Annotated in this window: 16 protein-coding genes; 8 read left to right on the top strand and 8 right to left on the bottom strand. The window is 70.5% G+C overall.

Annotation, left to right across the window (positions count from 1 at the left end; genetic code table 11):
- Positions 1–108 precede the first annotated feature (108 nt).
- Genes dxs through F0Q34_RS08495 form a run of 6 tightly spaced genes read right to left on the bottom strand, consistent with a single transcriptional unit; the run spans position 109 to position 4,944 of the window.
- Positions 109–2,076: a 1-deoxy-D-xylulose-5-phosphate synthase gene (dxs, locus tag F0Q34_RS08520; RefSeq protein WP_149811724.1), complete on the bottom strand. Its 1,968-nt coding sequence runs from the start codon at positions 2,074–2,076 to the stop codon at positions 109–111.
- A complete protein-coding gene (locus tag F0Q34_RS08515) occupies positions 2,076–2,993 on the bottom strand; it encodes a polyprenyl synthetase family protein (RefSeq protein ID WP_149811723.1) in 918 nt (305 codons plus the stop codon). Before F0Q34_RS08515 ends, dxs begins: the two co-directional genes overlap by 1 nt.
- Before the next feature lie 5 nt (positions 2,994–2,998).
- Entirely contained in the window at positions 2,999–3,247 is a 249-nt protein-coding gene (locus tag F0Q34_RS08510) for an exodeoxyribonuclease VII small subunit (protein WP_149811722.1), read from the bottom strand.
- A 25-nt stretch (positions 3,248–3,272) separates the two neighbouring features.
- On the bottom strand, positions 3,273–4,202 hold the full coding sequence (locus F0Q34_RS08505; protein ID WP_149811721.1) for a histone deacetylase family protein: 930 nt from the start codon (positions 4,200–4,202) through the stop codon (positions 3,273–3,275).
- Positions 4,199–4,507 carry a sulfurtransferase TusA family protein gene (locus F0Q34_RS08500; RefSeq protein ID WP_149811720.1) on the bottom strand — a complete coding sequence of 103 codons (309 nt, stop codon included), beginning with the start codon at positions 4,505–4,507 and terminating at the stop codon, positions 4,199–4,201. Before F0Q34_RS08500 ends, F0Q34_RS08505 begins: the two co-directional genes overlap by 4 nt.
- A gap of 44 nt (positions 4,508–4,551) precedes the next feature.
- On the bottom strand, positions 4,552–4,944 hold the full coding sequence (locus F0Q34_RS08495) for a PH domain-containing protein (RefSeq protein ID WP_149811719.1): 393 nt from the start codon (positions 4,942–4,944) through the stop codon (positions 4,552–4,554).
- Between the two features lie 105 nt (positions 4,945–5,049).
- Here F0Q34_RS08495 and F0Q34_RS08490 point away from each other — a divergent pair, with 105 nt between their 5' ends.
- The gene (locus F0Q34_RS08490; protein ID WP_149811718.1) at positions 5,050–5,946 is read left to right on the top strand and encodes an ROK family protein; all 897 of its coding nucleotides are present in this window, start codon (positions 5,050–5,052) and stop codon (positions 5,944–5,946) included.
- A gap of 92 nt (positions 5,947–6,038) precedes the next feature.
- Here the strand turns inward: F0Q34_RS08490 and F0Q34_RS08485 are convergent, their stop codons facing one another.
- Together F0Q34_RS08485 and F0Q34_RS08480 are read right to left on the bottom strand one after the other, a co-directional pair.
- Positions 6,039–6,836, bottom strand: a complete 798-nt coding sequence (locus tag F0Q34_RS08485; RefSeq protein ID WP_149811717.1) for an enoyl-CoA hydratase/isomerase family protein — start codon at positions 6,834–6,836, stop codon at positions 6,039–6,041.
- A gap of 32 nt (positions 6,837–6,868) precedes the next feature.
- Complete coding sequence (locus F0Q34_RS08480) at positions 6,869–7,792, bottom strand: NAD(P)H-dependent flavin oxidoreductase (protein WP_149811716.1); 924 nt, start codon at positions 7,790–7,792, stop codon at positions 6,869–6,871.
- A gap of 262 nt (positions 7,793–8,054) precedes the next feature.
- Here F0Q34_RS08480 and F0Q34_RS08475 point away from each other — a divergent pair, with 262 nt between their 5' ends.
- The 7 genes from F0Q34_RS08475 to F0Q34_RS08445 all read left to right on the top strand — a co-directional run bounded on the left by F0Q34_RS08475 (position 8,055) and on the right by F0Q34_RS08445 (position 15,939).
- Positions 8,055–10,169: an acetate--CoA ligase family protein gene (locus F0Q34_RS08475; RefSeq protein WP_241665393.1), complete on the top strand. Its 2,115-nt coding sequence runs from the start codon at positions 8,055–8,057 to the stop codon at positions 10,167–10,169.
- A complete protein-coding gene (locus tag F0Q34_RS08470; protein ID WP_149811714.1) occupies positions 10,166–11,014 on the top strand; it encodes a MaoC/PaaZ C-terminal domain-containing protein in 849 nt (282 codons plus the stop codon). The genes F0Q34_RS08475 and F0Q34_RS08470 overlap by 4 nt, the downstream gene beginning before the upstream one ends.
- The gene (locus F0Q34_RS08465; RefSeq protein WP_149811713.1) at positions 11,011–12,084 is read left to right on the top strand and encodes an acyl-CoA dehydrogenase family protein; all 1,074 of its coding nucleotides are present in this window, start codon (positions 11,011–11,013) and stop codon (positions 12,082–12,084) included. The genes F0Q34_RS08470 and F0Q34_RS08465 overlap by 4 nt, the downstream gene beginning before the upstream one ends.
- Positions 12,081–13,226: an acyl-CoA dehydrogenase family protein gene (locus F0Q34_RS08460; protein ID WP_149811712.1), complete on the top strand. Its 1,146-nt coding sequence runs from the start codon at positions 12,081–12,083 to the stop codon at positions 13,224–13,226. Before F0Q34_RS08465 ends, F0Q34_RS08460 begins: the two co-directional genes overlap by 4 nt.
- A 208-nt stretch (positions 13,227–13,434) precedes the next feature.
- Positions 13,435–14,607 (top strand): thiolase domain-containing protein, encoded by a 1,173-nt coding sequence (locus F0Q34_RS08455; RefSeq protein ID WP_149811711.1) that lies wholly within the window; start codon positions 13,435–13,437, stop codon positions 14,605–14,607.
- A gap of 5 nt (positions 14,608–14,612) precedes the next feature.
- A complete protein-coding gene (locus F0Q34_RS08450) occupies positions 14,613–15,038 on the top strand; it encodes a Zn-ribbon domain-containing OB-fold protein (protein ID WP_149811710.1) in 426 nt (141 codons plus the stop codon).
- Positions 15,025–15,939: an SDR family NAD(P)-dependent oxidoreductase gene (locus F0Q34_RS08445; protein WP_149811709.1), complete on the top strand. Its 915-nt coding sequence runs from the start codon at positions 15,025–15,027 to the stop codon at positions 15,937–15,939. Before F0Q34_RS08450 ends, F0Q34_RS08445 begins: the two co-directional genes overlap by 14 nt.
- Positions 15,940–15,963: the final 24 nt, after the last annotated feature.

Below are 15,963 nucleotides of genomic sequence, written 5' to 3'. Positions count from 1 at the left end.
GGGCGCATCCGCGCCCCCAGGGACCGGCGCCACCCGCGACCCGCCATCACCGGCGGGAAATGGCCCACTCCGGCCCGGAAGGGCGGCGGCCCTTCCGGGCAGAGATGATCAGGCCCGTGCCGGAATGGCCCCGGCCCCGCGGCCCAGCGCCGCCACCGCCGCATCGGCGATGGCGCGCGCCGAAAGCCCGGCATGGTCGTATTGGAGCTTCGGCGCATCATGGTCGATGAAGGCATCCGGCAGCGTCATGGGCCGGAACTTCAACCCGGCATCGAAGGCGCCCTTCCAGGCCAGGTGCTGCATCACCAGCGCGCCGAAGCCGCAGGCCGAGCCTTCCTCGATGGTGATCAGCACCTCGTGCTCCCGCGCCAGCCGTTCCACCAGGGCGGTGTCCAGCGGCTTGGCGAAGCGGGCATCGGCCACGGTGCAGGACAGCCCGCGCGAAGCCAGCTCCTCCGCCGCCTTCAGGCATTCCTGCAGCCGCGCGCCATAGGACAGCAGCGCCACCGTGCTGCCTTCGCGCAGCACCCGCCCCTTGCCGATCTCCAGCACCGTGCCGCGCGCCGGCACCGGCACCAGGCCGAAGCCCTCGCCCCGCGGGAAGCGGATGGCGGTCGGCCCCTCGTCAAAGGCGGCGGCCGTGGCCACCATGTGGGCCAGCTCCGCCTCGTCGGCCGAGGCCATCAGCACCATCTCAGGGATGCAGCCGAGATAGGCGATGTCATAGGCGCCGGCATGGGTCGCGCCATCGGCGCCGACCAGCCCGGCGCGGTCGAGCGCGAAGCGGACGGGCAGCTTCTGCAGCGCCACGTCATGCACCACCTGGTCATAGGCGCGCTGGAGAAAGGTGGAATAGATGGCCACGAAGGGCTTCATCCCCTCCGTCGCCATGCCGGCGGCGAAGGTGACGGCATGCTGCTCGGCGATGCCCACATCGAAGGTCCGCTTCGGGAAGCGCTTCTCGAACAGGTCGAGCCCGGTGCCGGAGGGCATCGCGGCGGTCACGGCCACGATGCGCTCATCCGCCTCCGCCTCGGCCACCAGCGCCTGCGCGAACACCTTGGTGTAGGTGGGCGGGCCGGGGGGCGCCTTGCTTTGCGCGCCAGTGATGACGTTGAACTTGGAAACGGCGTGGTACTTGTCGCTCGCCGCCTCGGCCGGGGCATAGCCCTTGCCCTTCTGGGTGACGACGTGCAGCAGGATCGGCGCGCCATCCTCCGCGTCGCGCAGGTTGCGCAGCAGCGGCAGCAGGTGGTCCATGTTGTGCCCGTCGATCGGGCCGACATAATAGAAGCCCAGCTCCTCGAACAGCGTGCCGCCGGTCAGCATGCCGCGGGCGAACTCGTCGGCGCGGCGGGCGGCGCGCTCCAGCGGCGCGGGGAAGCGTCGGGCCACCTTCGCCATCACCTCGCGCAGCGACAGGAAGGGGCGCGAGGAGATCAGCCGCGACAGATAGGCCGACATGGCGCCCACCGGCGGGGCGATCGACATGTCGTTGTCGTTCAGCACCACGATAAGGCGGGACTTCATGGCGCCGGCATTGTTCATGGCCTCATAGGCCATGCCCGCGCTCATGGCGCCGTCGCCGATCACGGCGATGACCTGCCGGTCGTCACGCTTGGCCGTTCCGTTCTTGGCGCCGGCGCGCTTCAGGTCGCGCGCCACCGCCATGCCGAGGCCGGCGGAAATCGAGGTGGAGGAATGCGCGGCGCCGAACGGGTCGTATTCGCTCTCGCTCCGCCGGGTGAAGCCGGACAGGCCGCCGCCCTGGCGCAGGGTGCGGATGCGGTCGCGGCGCCCGGTCAGGATCTTGTGCGGATAGGTCTGGTGCCCGACATCCCACAGCAGCCGGTCCTTCGGCGTGTCGAACACGGCGTGGATGGCGACCGTCAGCTCCACCACGCCCAGGCTGGCGCCGAGATGCCCGCCCGTCTGGCTGACCGCGTGGATGGTTTCCGCCCGCAGCTCATCGGCGACCTGCTTCAGCTGATCGGCCGAGAAGTTCTTCAGGTCGGAGGGATATCGCACCCGGTCCAGCAGAGGCGTGTGCGGCGCCTGGTTCGGTGGGTTCGCCATCAGGACCTCCGGTGAATGGTGTAGGCAGCCAGCATCCGCAACAGGTCAGCCCGTTCGCCGAAGCTGTCGAGATGCGACACCGCCTGTTCCGCGAGCCGTTCGGCCTGGATGCGGGCCCGTTCCAGCCCGAGCAGCCCGACCAGGGTGGCCTTTCCCGCCGCCGCATCCTTGCCGGTGGCCTTGCCGGTTTCCGCCGCCGTGGCGGTGGCGTCCAGGATGTCGTCCGCGATCTGGAAGGCGGCGCCGAGTTCCCGCCCATAGGCCAGCAGGCAATGGCGCTGCATCCCCGGCGCCTTGCCGAGAATGGCACCGGCCTCGGCCGAGAACTCGATCAGCTTGCCGGTCTTCAGCACCTGCAGCCGGCCGATCGAGGCCTCGGTCGCCGGCTCCCTGCTGCTTTCAGCCAGCATGTCCAGCATCTGCCCGCCGCACATGCCGCGCGGCCCGGCGGCCTGGGCCAGGCGCAGGCACAGATCGGCCCGCACCGCCGGGTCGGAATGGGTGTCCTCATGCGCCAGCACGGCGAAGGCATGCGCCTGCAGCGCGTCCCCGGCCAGGATGGCGGTGGCCTCGTCAAAGGCCTTGTGCAGGGTCGGCCTGCCGCGGCGCAGGTCGTCATTGTCCATCGCCGGCAGGTCGTCATGCGCCAGCGAATAGGCATGCAGCATCTCGATCGCCGCGGCGACGCGCAGCGCGGAGGTGCGGGACACGCGGAACTGCGCCGCCCCTTCCAGCACCAGGAAGCCGCGCAGCCGCTTGCCGCCCCCCAGCGCCGCGTAGCGCATGGCGGCGTAAAGCGGCGCCTCCGGCCCTTCCTCGGGCGGCAGCAGCGTGTCCAGCGCGTTCTCGATCTCCGCCACCGAGGCGGCAAGCGCGGCGAGCAGCGGAGAAGCGGTTTCGGGGGCGGCGCCGCTCATCGTGGTCAGCCCATGTCCCGCAGCCCGGTGGCGGCGCCATCGGGGCCCGCGACAATGGCCTGCACCTTGCCCTCGGCCTCCGCCAGCTTGGCTTCGCAATGGCGGCGCAGCGCGGCGCCGCGCTCGTAATCGGCGATCGCCTCCTCCAGCCGGGACTGGCCGCCCTCCAGCTTGCGGACGATGGCATCCAGCTCGGCCAGGGCATCCTCGAAGGACAGGGAGGAAACCTCCGGCGGGTTGGTTGTCTCGGGCATCAAACAGAAAACCTTGTGCTGCGGTTCAGCCATTCATCAACGCGCGAACATGCGCCGCGGCGCTGCTGGCCAGCGCCGGCAGATCATAACCGCCTTCCAGCGTCGAGACGACCCGGCCACCGCAGATGCGGTCCGCCAGATCGCAGATTCGCTCCGTCAGCCAGGCGAAATCCGCCTCGCGCAGCCTGAGCTGGGCCAATGGATCGCGCGCATGGGCATCGAAGCCGGCCGAGATAATGATCAACTCCGGCACGAATTCCTCCACCGCCGGCAGCAGAATGTCCCGCCAGGCCTCGCGAAACAGGCCGGGCTCGGCGCCTGGTGGCAGGGTGGCGTTGTGGATGTTGCCGACGCCCCGTTCCCGCTCATGCCCGGTGCCGGGATAGCAGGGCCATTGGTGGCTGGAGGCGAACAGGATCGCCGGGTCGCGCTCCACCGCCGCCTGGGTGCCGTTGCCGTGATGCACGTCGAAATCCAGGATGGCGACGCGCCGCATGCGGTGCGCGGCGATGGCGTGGCGGGCCGCGATGGCGGCGTTGGAGAACAGGCAGAAGCCCATCGGGCGGTCCGGCTCGGCGTGATGGCCGGGCGGGCGCACGGCGCAGAAGGCGCGCTTCACCTCGCCCCGGCACACCGCATCCACGGCGGCGATGCCGGCGCCGGCGGCACGCAGCGCGGCGTCGGCGCTGCCGGCGGCCATGCCGGTTTCCGCATCCAGCATCACCCATTCGCCCTCCGGCGGGCGGATGCCCAGCACGGCGCCGACATGTTCCGGCCGGTGCACGCGCAACAACTGCTCCTCGGTCGCCTCCGGCGCCTCCTCCCGCAACAGCAGCGCGAATTCCTCGGCTTCCAATGCCCTCAGCACGGCCCGCAGGCGGTCGGGACATTCGGGATGGTCATCCGCATTGCTGTGCCCAAGGCAGGCATGGTGGGTGACCAGGAGGACGTTCATTCGGGCGGCGGCTCGTCCCGCTTGTCTTCCCGCTTGCGCAGGGTGAACCGGAACAACCCGGCCGTTTCGCTGAAGCTGACCAGGGCGTGGCCGGTTTCCCGGCTATAGGCCTGGAAATCCTTGACGCTCGCGGGGTCGCTGGCCAGCACGGTGAGCCGTTCCCCGGCCTTCATGCCGCGCAGGGCGCGGTTGGCGCGCAGCACGGGCAAGGGGCAGGTCAGCCCCTGCAGGTCGAGCGTGATCTCGGACGCGGCCGGCGCGGCGGCGGCGGGTCTGGGGGGGACGGGCTTGGAAGGGGCTGCCATGGGCCGGGACTGCACCACCGCCGCGGTTCCGATGCAAGCCACGCTCACGCGCCCCGCACCCGCTCGGCCAGCAGGGCCTGCGCCGCCATGGCCGCGCCCGTGCCGCGCCGGAAGGAAAAGGACAGCGGCGCCTCCCCGGCGCGATCCCAGACCTTCAGCTCCTCATCAAGGTCGGTGGTGCCGCCCGCTTCCACGGAGAAGCGCGTGACGGCGCGGTAGGGCACGCTGAGGATCCCGGTCTTGGAGCCGGTCATGCCCTGGCGGTCCAGCACCACGATACGCCAGTCGGTCAGCGCGAAGCCATCCCGCACGGTGCGGAAGGCGGCCAGCACCTGCTCGCCGGGCAACAGCGCTTCCTGGAATCGGGGGCCGAGACCGGCAGGCTCCACCCGCCCGGCATCGCCCGTGAGGGCACCCAGCAACCTGCCCAGCACCATGGCCCCCTCCGTCCTTCAATGCCTGTTCGGGAACATAGGCCGCGCCCCTGGCCGCGAACAGGGGCGCCCTATCGCGCAAGCGGGCGGACCCTTATCCTTCGCGGCATGACGCTTCGCATCGGCATCGACCTGGGCGGCACCAAGACGGAAATCGTGGCGCTGGATGCGCGGGATGCCGTCCGGCTCCGCCGCCGCGCCCGCACCCCGGGCGACTATCGCGGCATCCTGTCCGGCATCGCCGGGCTGGTGGAAATGGCCGAGGCCGAGCTGGGCGAGAAGGGCAGCGTCGGGATCGGCATCCCCGGCAGCCTGAGCCCGCGCGACGGGCTGGTGCGCAACGCCAACACGCAATGCCTGAACGGCCAACCGCTGGACCGCGACCTGGCGGAGGCACTGGGCCGCCCGGTCCGGGTTTCCAACGACGCCAACTGCCTGGCGCTCAGCGAGGCCGCGGATGGCGCCGGCGCCGGCCACGGCGTGGTGTTCGCGGTGATCCTGGGCACCGGGGTCGGCGGCGGGGTGGCGGTGGATGGCCGGCTGCTGGAAGGCCGCAACCGGGTGGCCGGCGAATGGGGCCACACCCCCCTGCCCTGGATGACCGCCGCGGAGCATCCCGGCCCGCGCTGCTGGTGCGGGCTGCATGGCTGCCTGGAAACCCTGCTCTGCGGCCCCGCCCTGGCCGCCGACTGGAAGGGCAAAGGCGAGCGCGACGCCGGCGGCATCACGGAGGCGGCGGCAGCCGGGGACCACGCCGCCCACGCGGCGCTGGACCGGCATGCCGGCCGCCTGGCCCGCGCGCTGGCGGCGGTCACCAACATCCTCGACCCGGACGCCATCGTGCTGGGCGGCGGGCTGTCCAACCTGCCGCATCTCTACGTCGAGGTGCCGCGCCGCATGGCACCCTTCGTGTTCGGGGATGCGGCGGAGGTGCGGCTGCTGCGTGCCCGCCATGGCGATTCATCGGGCGTGTTCGGCGCGGCGCGCCTCTGGGACCGGCCCTGAAGCGGTTCCGCCCGCGCTGAACGCGGAAACCGCCCGGGACCTATTCTACCCGGCCGGATGATGTTGTCCGACCGGGATCTGCCCTGGCGTCCTCAGCCGCCCCGGAAGGCAGGCTGACGCTTTTCCAGGAAGGCGCTGCTGCCCTCGACGAAATCCTCGGACGCGTAGAGCAGGCCCTGGATATCCGCCTCGGCCTGCAGCGATTCGCCCAGCGTGCCGGTGGTGCGGTTCAACAGCGTCTTGGTCATGGCGTTCGAGAGCGGGGAACGGGCGGCGATGCGGCGCGCCATGTCCCGCGCCGCCTCCAGCGCCTTGCCGGGTTCCGCCAGCTGATCCACGAGGCCGAGGCCCGCCGCCGCCTCGCCCGACAATGGCTCGCCCAGCATCATCAGCATCTTCGACCGGCCCAGCCCGATGCGGCGCGACACCGTCCAGGCGGCGCCCAGATCCGGCACCAGCCCGACCTTGTTGAAGGAGCAGGTGAACACCGCCTCGCGCGAGGCCACCACGATGTCGCAGGCCGCGGCCATCGAGATGCCGGCGCCGGCGGCGTGGCCCTCGACGGCGGCGATCACCGGCTTCTCCCCTTCCACCAGCAGCCGCACCATCCGGTGGCCGGACATCATGCGGCGGCGGCCCTGCATGGCGGTCGGCCGGCCCATGCCGGAAATGTCGCCGCCGGCGCAGAAATGCCCGTCCTCCCCCGTCAGGATGATGGCGCGGCATTCCGGATCGGCGAGGCCGCGCTCCAGATGCGCGATCAGCGCTTCCCGCAATTCCATCGCCAGGGCGTTGCGCCGGCGCGGATAGCTCAGCGTCAGCTCCAGCACGCCATCGCTGAACCGGGCATGGGTGGTGGGCGGGGCATCCGCGGGGGTGGTGTCGCTCATTCTGGATCGTTCCTCGGGTTGCTTGTCGCGGCTCAAAGGCTGCCGGCGGCGGCACGGTATTCGGCGGCCAGCCGGGCGCACAATTCCCCGGCGGCCGGCAGGTCATCGATCGCGCCGACACCCTGGCCGGCCGACCAGATGTTCTTCCAGGGCCGCTTCTCGTGCTCGGTGAGGTTGAGCGCCTCCTGCTCGGCGAGGCGCTCGGGGTCGAGGCCGGCCGCGACCAGGCTTTGGCGCAGGAAGTTGCCCTTCACCCCGCTGATGGCGGCCGTGTACACGATGTCCCCCGCCCGGGCGTCGAGCACCATGCGCTTGTAGTCCGGCGGCGCCAGGCTTTCCTGCGTGGCGATGAAGCGGGTGCCGACATAGGCGAGGTCGGCCCCCATCAGCCGGGCCGCCGCGACCTGCCGGCCATGCGAGATGCCGCCGCCCAGCAGCAACGTGCCGGAAAACATCGAGCGCAGCTCCGGCAGGAAGGCGAAGGGGCTGAGCGTGCCGGCATGGCCGCCGGCGCCGGCGCACACCGCGATCAGCCCGTCCACCCCCGCTTCCGCGGCCTTGGCGGCATGGCGCATGTTGATCACGTCGTGGAACACCAGCCCGCCATAGCCATGCACGGCGTCCACCACTTCCCGCACCGCGCCGAGGGAGGTGATGACCAGCGGCACGCGATGCGCCACCGTAGCCGCCAGGTCGGCCTGCAGGCGCTGGTTGCTGCGATGGACAATGAGGTTCACGCCGAAGGGCGCCGCGCCGGGATGCCCCGCCAGCCGGCCGGCGATCTCCTCGAGCCAGCCGACATAGCCCGGCGTGTCGCGCTGGTTCAGCGCCGGAAAGGTGCCGACCATGCCGGCGCGGCAGGTTTCCACCACCAAATCCGGCCCCGACACCAGGAACAAGGGCGCCGCCACCGCCGGCAGGGCGAGGCGGCCGTTGAAAAGCTCAGGCACCGGCATGGCGGCACTCCGACCGGGTGGAAAGCAGGTGGAAACGCGGCGCGGCGCGGCTTGCGTCCGGCCGCGCAGCCCGGCCCGATGGGGTGTGTTCCATGGTCACGCCTTTCCTCCCCTTTGCGGTTTGATGACCCGCATTTCGGATGAAGAATACCATTCTTCATATTGAATGGCGACAACCTCCCTTCTAACCTCCACAGCCAACAAGGGAGGGTGAGGGTCGCGCCGAGGCGCCGGCCATCGTCCAGGAACAGGAAACAAGATCTTGCCGCAGACCGAAGCTGGCGCAGCGTTGTCTGCGCTGCTCCGCCCACGCAGCGTGGCGGTGATCGGCGCATCGGAGGATTCCAGCCGGATCGGCGGCCGCCCCATCGCGGCCATGCTGGAACGCGGCTTCTCGGGCCCCATCCTGCCGGTCAACCCGAATCGCGCCACCGTGCAGGGCCTGCCGGCCTTCGCCTCCGTGCGGGACCTGCCGGAAACGCCGGAAGCCGCCATCATCGCCGTGCCGCCAAAGGCCGCCGAGGCCGCGCTGCAAGACCTCGCCGAACGCGGCACCAAGGCCGCCATCCTGTTCACCGCCGGCTTCGCCGAAACCGGCGCGTCAGGGGCGGATGCGCAGGAAAGGCTGCTGCGCATCGCGCGGCAGCACGGCATGCGGCTGCTCGGCCCCAACAGCCTGGGCCTGCTGAACACGGCGAACGGCTTCTACGGCACCTTCACCTCCTCGCTGGAGCGCGGCTATCCGATTCCTGGCCCGATCGGCATCGCCAGCCAGTCCGGCGCCTATGGCATGCACCTGTTCAGCATGGCGCGCGACATGGGCATGGGCCTCTCCTGCAGCGTCACCACCGGCAACGAGGCCGACGTGACCGTGGGCGACATCGTTGCCTGGATGGCGCAGGACCCGGGCACCGAGGTGATCGCCGCCTATTCGGAAGGCATCCGCGACGCGAACCGCTTCCTCGCGGCGCTGGACCTCGCGCGCCGCAACCGCAAGCCCGTGGTGATGATGAAGGTCGGGCGCAGCGAGCTGGGGCGCGCAGCCGCGCAGTCGCACACCGCCTCCCTGGCAGGCGACGACGCCGTGACGGATGCGGTGCTGGCGGAATTCGGCGTGGTGCGCGCCCGCACCACGGAGGAGTTGCTGGACATCGCCCGGCTGGCGACGCGCAAGATCTATCCGGCCGGCAACACGCTTGGCGTGCTGACGGTAAGCGGCGGCGCCGGCGTGCTGATCTCCGACGCGGCCGATGCCGCCGGCCTGCCCATGCCGCCGATGCCGGAGGCGGCCCAGGCCGCGCTGCACCGCGACCTCCCCTTCTGCGCACCGCAGAACCCGGTGGACTGCACCGCCCAGGTGCTGAACGACCTGTCGCTGGTCGGCCGCTTCGGGGAGGCGCTGCTGGGCGAGGGCGGCTACCGTTCGGCGCTGCTGTTCTTCACCCATGCGGGGGGCGCGCCCTCCATCACGCCGCGCCTGCGGGAGCAGCTTCGCGCCCTTCGCGCCCGTTACCCGGACCGGCTGATGGTGCTGTCCGTCCTCGCCGATCCGCCGCAGATCCGGCAGTTCGAGGAAGATGGCTTCGCGGTCTTCGCCGACCCGTCCCGCGCCGTGGCCGCGATCCACGCCATGGGCCGCTTCGGCGATGCCTTCGCCGCCGCTTCGCCCGAGCCGGCGCCTTCCCTCCCGGCGCTCGAATGGCCCAAATCGACGCCCAGCGAGGCCGAGGCGAAGCGCCTCCTCGGCCAGGCCGGCATCGCCGCCGCCCCCGAGCAGGCCTGCGCCACCGCCGAGCAGGCCGTGGCGGCGGCAAGGGCGCTCGGCTTCCCCGTGGTAATGAAGATCCTGTCGCCCGACATCCTGCACAAATCGGAAATCGGCGGCGTGCTGCTGAACCTCGGCGACGAGACGGCGGTGCGCGAAGGCTTCGCGCTGCTGATGCAGCGGGCCGCGACGGCGGCGCCGCAGGCCCGGCTGGAAGGCGCGCTGGTCGCGAAGCAGCTTTCGGGCGGAGTGGAATGCATCCTCGGCATGCATCGCGACCCGGTGTTCGGCCCGGTCGCGGTGTTCGGGCTGGGCGGCATCTTCGTGGAAGTGCTGCGCGACGTCGCGCTGCGGCGCTGCCCCTTCAACGAGGCGGAAGCGGAGGCGATGATCCGTTCCATCCGCGGCGCGCCGCTGCTGCTGGGCGCGCGCGGCCGCCCGCCCGCCGATATCAGGGCGCTGGCGCGCATGCTGTCGCGCCTGTCGGTGCTGGCGCACCAGGCCGGCCCGCGCCTGTCGGCGATCGACCTGAACCCGGTCTTCGCCATGCCTGAGGGCGAAGGCGCCTTTGCCGCCGACGCGGTGATCGAGATCGCGGAGAACAGGTCATGATCGATTACAACACGCTGCGGAACTTCCCGATCCCCGAGGTGCGGCAGCGGGTGACACCGCGCGACGCCGTGTTCTACGCATTGTCGGTAGGCCTGGGGCAGGACCCGATGGACCGGCGGCAGCTTGATTTCACCGACGCCGACCGGGCGCTGCGCGTGCTGCCTTCCATGGCGGTGGTGCTGGCGCATCCCGGCTTCTGGGCGGCCGACCCGGCCACCGGCATCGATGCGGTGAAGGTGGTGCATGGGGAGCAATCCATCACCCTGCACCATCCCCTGCCGGCGGAAGGCGAGATCATAGGCCGCACCCGCGTCACCGGGCTGATCGACAAGGGCGAAGGGAAAGGCGCGCTGCTGTATTCCGAGAAGGAGCTGCGCGACGCCGCCACCGGCACCCTGCTGGCCGTCACCGGCAGCACCACCTTTCTGCGGGGCGATGGCGGCTTCGGCGGTCCTTCCGGCCCGGTCAAGCCGGTCAATCCCGTGCCGGAAACCCCGCCCGACATCACGGTGGACCTTCCGACGCGGCCGGAGCAGGCGCTGTATTACCGCCTGAACGGCGACAACAATCCGCTGCATTCCGACCCGGACGTGGCGGCGAAGGCCGGCTTTCCGCGCCCCATCCTGCACGGCCTATGCACCCTCGGCGTGGTGGCGCATGCCCTGCTGCGCGAACTCGGCGACTACCGGGAGGATTCCATGAAAAGCCTGGCGCTGCGCTTCTCCTCCCCCGTGTTCCCCGGCGAAACCATCCGCACGGAGATCTGGCGCGACGGCGCCTTCCGCGCGCGGGTGGTGGAGCGCGACGTGGTGGTGGTGAACAACGGCAAGGCGGTGTTCGCATGAGCGCGGCGCTCGACAACGACGAACTGGCCGAGGCGACGCGGCTGCTGCGGGAAAGCGCCGCGGGCATCGCGCCGCGGGGCGGCGACCGCCGCCGGGTCCGCGCGCTGCGCTTCCAGCCGCCCGGCTTCGACCCCGCCCTGCTGCGCGCCATGGGGGAGCAGGGCTGGATCGGGCTGCGGCTGCCCGAGGAGAAGGGCGGCGCCGGGCTCGGCCTCACCGCGCTCTGCGCCCTGGCCGAGGAGCTCGGCGCCGCGCTGGCGCCGGAGCCGCTGATCCCGGCCATGTTGTCCGCCGCGCTGCTGGCGGCCGTGGATGCGGAAGCACCCCTCGACGGCCTGCTATCTGGCGAGGCGCTGGTGCTGACCGCCTGGCAGGAAGCGCCATCCGCGCTGGCCGCGCCCGGCACGGCGGAGGCGCCGCGCTTGTTCATCCCGCAGGCCGGCGGCGCCAGCGCCTTCCTGGTGCCGGTGCGGCAGGGCGACGGCATGGCCCTGCTGCTGCAACCGGCCGAGAGCGCGGAACTGTCGCTGCAGAAGACCCAGGATGGCGGCTTCTTCGGCACCCTGCGGCCGGGAAGCGGCACGCCGATCGGCACCGTCAGCCCCGGCATCCTGGCCGACGCGCTGGAGGAAGCGGCGCTGGCCACCGCCGCCAGCCTGCTGGGCGTCATGGACCAGACCTTCACGCTGACCCTGGATTACCTGCGCACCCGCCAGCAATTCGGCCGGCCGATCGGCAGCTTCCAGGCCTTGCAGCACCGCGCCGCCGATTTGCAGATCCAGATCGCCCTCAGCCGCGCCAGCATCGCCGCCGCGGCCGCGCTGCTGGATGAGGGGCAGGCACCCCGTGCCGAACGCCGCGCCGCCGTGTCCCGCGCCAAGGCCCGCGCCTCGGACGCGGCGATGCTGGTCACGCGGCAGGCGATCCAGCTGCATGGCGGCATCGGCTACACGGACGAGGCGGATATCAGCCTTTACCTGCGCAAGGCCATGGTGCTGGCCAGCCAGTTCGGCTCCGCCGCGATGCACCGCCGCCGCTTCGCGGAAGAAGCCCGGGAGGACGAGGCATGACCGACCTGAACGCGATGAGCGACGAGGCCTTCCGCGCCGAGGTGCGGCGCTTCGTCGAGGCCGAATACCCGCCCGAGCTGCGCAACCCGCCGCACCGGCTGCACTGGGAGCAGGGCAAGCCCTGGTTTGAGAAGCTGCGGGCGCGCGGCTGGGTGGCGCCGGGCTGGCCGCGCGAGCTGGGCGGCATGGGGCTCGATGCCTCGAAGCAGATCATCCTGATCGAGGAATATGAGCGGCACGGCGTGGCGCGCCTGCCCGACCACGGCGTCATCATGCTCGGGCCCCTGCTGATCCGCTTCGGCACGGAGGAACAGCGCCAGCGCTTCCTGCCCCGCATCCTGGCGGGCGAGGACATCTGGTGCCAGGGCTATTCCGAGCCGGGCGCCGGCTCCGACCTCGCCTCCCTGCGGACCGAGGCGGTGCTGGACGGCGACCATTACGTGGTCAACGGCCAGAAGATCTGGACCACGCTGGCGACCGACGCCAACTGGATCTTCTGCCTGGTGCGCACCGACAAGTCGGCGAAGAAGCAGGACGGCATCTCCTTCCTGCTGATCGACATGAAGATGCCGGGCGTGACGGTGCGGCCGATCATCAACCTCGCCCTGCATGACGAGTTCTGCGAGGTGTTCTTCGACAATGTCCGCGTGCCGAAGGAAAATCTGGTCGGCGAGCCCAACAAGGGCTGGAGCATGGCCAAGGCGCTGCTGGGCTTCGAGCGCATCTTTCTCGGCTCCCCGCGGCAATCGGGCTACGCGCTGGCGCGGCTGAAGCTGCTGGCCGAGCGGATGGGCGTGTCGGACGATCCCGATTTCGCCGACCGCTACACCCGCCTGCGCATGGACCTCGAGGACCATAAGGACCTTTACGAAACCTATGTCGCGGTGCTGCGGCGCGGGGAGACGCTCGGCCCGGACGTATCGATGCTGAAGCTGCACCAGGCGGAGCTGTTCCAGCGCATCACGGAGTTGATGCTGGAAATCGCCGGGGAGCATGCGGGGCTGCTGGAGCCCATGGAAGGCAACCGCGACCTGCATCCCGCCGGGCAGTTCATCGAGGCGCGGCCAACCACGATCTATGGCGGCAGCTCCGAGATCCAGCGCGGCATCCTGGCCAAGAACGTGCTGGGCCTGCCGGGCTGATGCACGCGATGCCGCAACGGCGCGCTTTTCCCGCCAGCGGGACCGGCATGGCAGCCAGGGCGGCCGCCGCGCTCCGCGACGAAAGGCGGCACAATGCCTGCCGCCTTCGGGCGCTTTATCCGGGGCGGGATCGCGCGCTGGCCGGGATGGCGCGCGTCAGCGATGTGGCGCGGACTGAGAACAGCAAGACAGGAAGGGGGCAACACGCTTGAGCATTCGTGGCAAAGCCTGCATCGCCGGAGCCTATGAGCATCCGACGCGCAAGGCCGAGAACAAGAGCACGGCGCAGCTCCATGCCGAGGTGGCGCTTGGCGCGCTGCGCGACGCGGGGCTGACCCGCGCGGACGTGGACGGTTATTTCTGCGCCGGCGACGCGCCCGGCATGGGGCCGCTGAGCATGGCCGACTATATCGGCCTCGACCGGCTGCGGCATGTCGACTCCACCGATGTGGGCGGCAGCTCCTATCTGCTGCATGTCGGGCATGCGGCGGAGGCCATCGCGCTCGGCAAGTGCAATGTCGCGCTGATCACGCTGGCCGGGCGCCCACGCTCGGAAGGCATGGCGACCGGCACGGCGCCGCGCGCCGGCAACCCGGCGCAGCCCGATGTGCAGTTCGAATACCCGTATGGCGCGGCCGTGGCCAACATGTACGCGCTGTGCGCCCGGCGGCACATGCATGAATTCGGCACCACCTCCGAGCAGCTCGCCTGGATCAAGGTGGCGGCGAGCCATCACGCGCAGCACAACGAGCACGCCATGCTGCGCAAGGTGGTGACGGTGGAGGATGTGGTGAACTCGCCCATGGTGGCGGACCCGCTGCACCGCCTGGATTGCTGCGTGATCAGCGATGGCGGCGGCGCGCTGGTGGTGACGCGGCCGGAAATCGCCCGCTCCCTGAAGCGGCCGGTGGTCAGCGTCCGCGGCGCGGGCGAGGCGGTGAAGCACCAGATGGGCGGGCAGCTCGACCTGACCTATACCGGCGCGCGCTTCTCCGGCGCCCGCGCCTTCGAGGAAGCCGGCGTGACGCCGGCCGACATCAAATACGCCAGCATCTATGACAGCTTCACCATCACGGTTCTGTTGCAGCTGGAGGATCTCGGCTTCTGCGAGAAGGGCCAGGGCGGGCGTTTCGTCGCCGATGGCAATCTGATCAGCGGCGTCGGCAAGCTGCCCTTCAACACCGATGGCGGCGGGCTATGCAACAACCATCCCGCCAATCGCGGCGGCATCACCAAGGTGATCGAGGCGGTGCGGCAATTGCGCGGCGAGGCGCATCCGGCCGTGCAGGTGCCGAATTGCAACCTGGCGCTGGCGCATGGCACGGGCGGCTCGCTCGGCACCCGCCATGGCAGCGCGACCCTGGTTCTGGAAAGGGAGTGACAGGGATGGGCGAGAAGCTTCCACACCGCACGCCGCCGGCCCCGACGCCCGATCCCTCCACCCGCGCCTTCTGGGACGCGGCGCGCGAGGGGAAGCTGCTGATCGGCCGCAACACCAAGACCGGCAAGGCGCACTACCCGCCCCGCCCGGTCTGCCCCTTCGACGATGAGGGCGAGGTGGAATATGTCGCGGCCAGCGGCCGGGGCAGCCTCTACACCTACAGCCACATGCACGCGAAGACGCCCTATGTCATCGCCTATGTGGAGCTGGAGGAAGGGCCGCGCATCATGACCAACATCGTCGATTGCGACCCCACCACCCTGCGGGTCGGCCAGAAGGTGCGCCTGGTGTTTGTTCCCAGCGAAGGCGAGGGCCAGCCCATCCCCATGTTCACCCCCGCCGAGGAGAATCCCGGTCATGCCCATGCTTGATGGAAAGGTCGCGATCGTCACCGGCGCCGGCGGCGGCATCGGGCGCGAGATCGCGCTGGCGATGGCGCTGGCGGGCGCGAAGGTCGTCGTGAACGACATCGGCGCCTCCCTGACGGGACTTGGCGAAACCTCGGCCACGCCGGGCGAGCAGACCAAGGCGATCATCGAGCAGCGCGGCGGCGCCGCCGTGGTCAACACCGACAGCGTCTCGGATTGGGATTCGGCGCGCCGCATCGTCGCCAGCGCCATCGACGCCTTCGGCCGCGTGGACATCGTGGTCAACAATGCCGGCATCCTGCGCGACCAGATCTTCCACAAGATGACGCCGGAGGAATGGCGTGCTGTCATCGACGTGCATCTGAACGGCAGCTTCTACGTCTCCCGCGCGGCGGCCGAGCATTTCCGCGCCCAGTCCTCCGGCGCCTATGTTCACATGACCTCGACCTCGGGCCTGATCGGCAATTTCGGGCAGGCCAATTATTCGGCGGCCAAGCTCGGCATTGTCGCCTTGTCGAAATCCATCGCGCTCGACATGCAGCGCTTCGGCGTGCGCTCCAACTGCATCGCGCCTTTCGCCTGGAGCCGCATGACCAGCTCCATCCCGGCCGAAACGCCGGAGCAGCAGGCGCGGGTCGAGAAGCTGAAGCGCATGACGCCGGAAAAGAACGCGCCGCTGGCGGTGTTCCTCGCCAGCGATCAGGCAAAGGACATCAGCGGCCAGGTCTTCGCCGCGCGCAACAACGAGATCTTCCTGATGACCCAGTCCCGTCCGGCGCGCAGCGCGCATCGGAGCGAGGGTTGGACGCCGGAGCTGATCGCGGAACATGCGATGCCGGCGCTGCGCTCCGGCTTCATGCCGCTGGACCGCAGCGGCGAGGTGTTTTCCTGGGATCCCGTCTGAAACCCAGGAAGCGCGCCCTTCCCT

Origin of the sequence: Teichococcus oryzae, from assembly GCF_008386565.1 — a bacterium.
Classification (GTDB): Bacteria; Pseudomonadota; Alphaproteobacteria; order Acetobacterales; family Acetobacteraceae; genus Pseudoroseomonas; species Pseudoroseomonas oryzae.
Note: the sequence above shows the minus strand (reverse complement) of the source record. Positions and strands in the feature narration are given on the sequence as shown.

Excerpts from the sequence above, each read along its gene's own strand:
- F0Q34_RS08445 (WP_149811709.1), top strand. The coding sequence starts at position 15,025 with ATGCCCATGCTTGATGGAAAGGTCGCGATCGTCACCGGCGCCGGCGGC.
- dxs (WP_149811724.1), bottom strand. The coding sequence starts at position 2,076 with ATGGCGAACCCACCGAACCAGGCGCCGCACACGCCTCTGCTGGACCGG.
- F0Q34_RS08460 (WP_149811712.1), top strand. The coding sequence starts at position 12,081 with ATGACCGACCTGAACGCGATGAGCGACGAGGCCTTCCGCGCCGAGGTG.
- F0Q34_RS08485 (WP_149811717.1), bottom strand. The coding sequence starts at position 6,836 with ATGAGCGACACCACCCCCGCGGATGCCCCGCCCACCACCCATGCCCGG.
- F0Q34_RS08470 (WP_149811714.1), top strand. The coding sequence starts at position 10,166 with ATGATCGATTACAACACGCTGCGGAACTTCCCGATCCCCGAGGTGCGG.
- F0Q34_RS08515 (WP_149811723.1), bottom strand. The coding sequence starts at position 2,993 with ATGAGCGGCGCCGCCCCCGAAACCGCTTCTCCGCTGCTCGCCGCGCTT.
- F0Q34_RS08495 (WP_149811719.1), bottom strand. The coding sequence starts at position 4,944 with ATGGTGCTGGGCAGGTTGCTGGGTGCCCTCACGGGCGATGCCGGGCGG.
- F0Q34_RS08450 (WP_149811710.1), top strand. The coding sequence starts at position 14,613 with ATGGGCGAGAAGCTTCCACACCGCACGCCGCCGGCCCCGACGCCCGAT.
- F0Q34_RS08490 (WP_149811718.1), top strand. The coding sequence starts at position 5,050 with ATGACGCTTCGCATCGGCATCGACCTGGGCGGCACCAAGACGGAAATC.
- F0Q34_RS08500 (WP_149811720.1), bottom strand. The coding sequence starts at position 4,507 with ATGGCAGCCCCTTCCAAGCCCGTCCCCCCCAGACCCGCCGCCGCCGCG.
- F0Q34_RS08505 (WP_149811721.1), bottom strand. The coding sequence starts at position 4,202 with ATGAACGTCCTCCTGGTCACCCACCATGCCTGCCTTGGGCACAGCAAT.
- F0Q34_RS08465 (WP_149811713.1), top strand. The coding sequence starts at position 11,011 with ATGAGCGCGGCGCTCGACAACGACGAACTGGCCGAGGCGACGCGGCTG.
- F0Q34_RS08480 (WP_149811716.1), bottom strand. The coding sequence starts at position 7,792 with ATGCCGGTGCCTGAGCTTTTCAACGGCCGCCTCGCCCTGCCGGCGGTG.
- F0Q34_RS08510 (WP_149811722.1), bottom strand. The coding sequence starts at position 3,247 with ATGCCCGAGACAACCAACCCGCCGGAGGTTTCCTCCCTGTCCTTCGAG.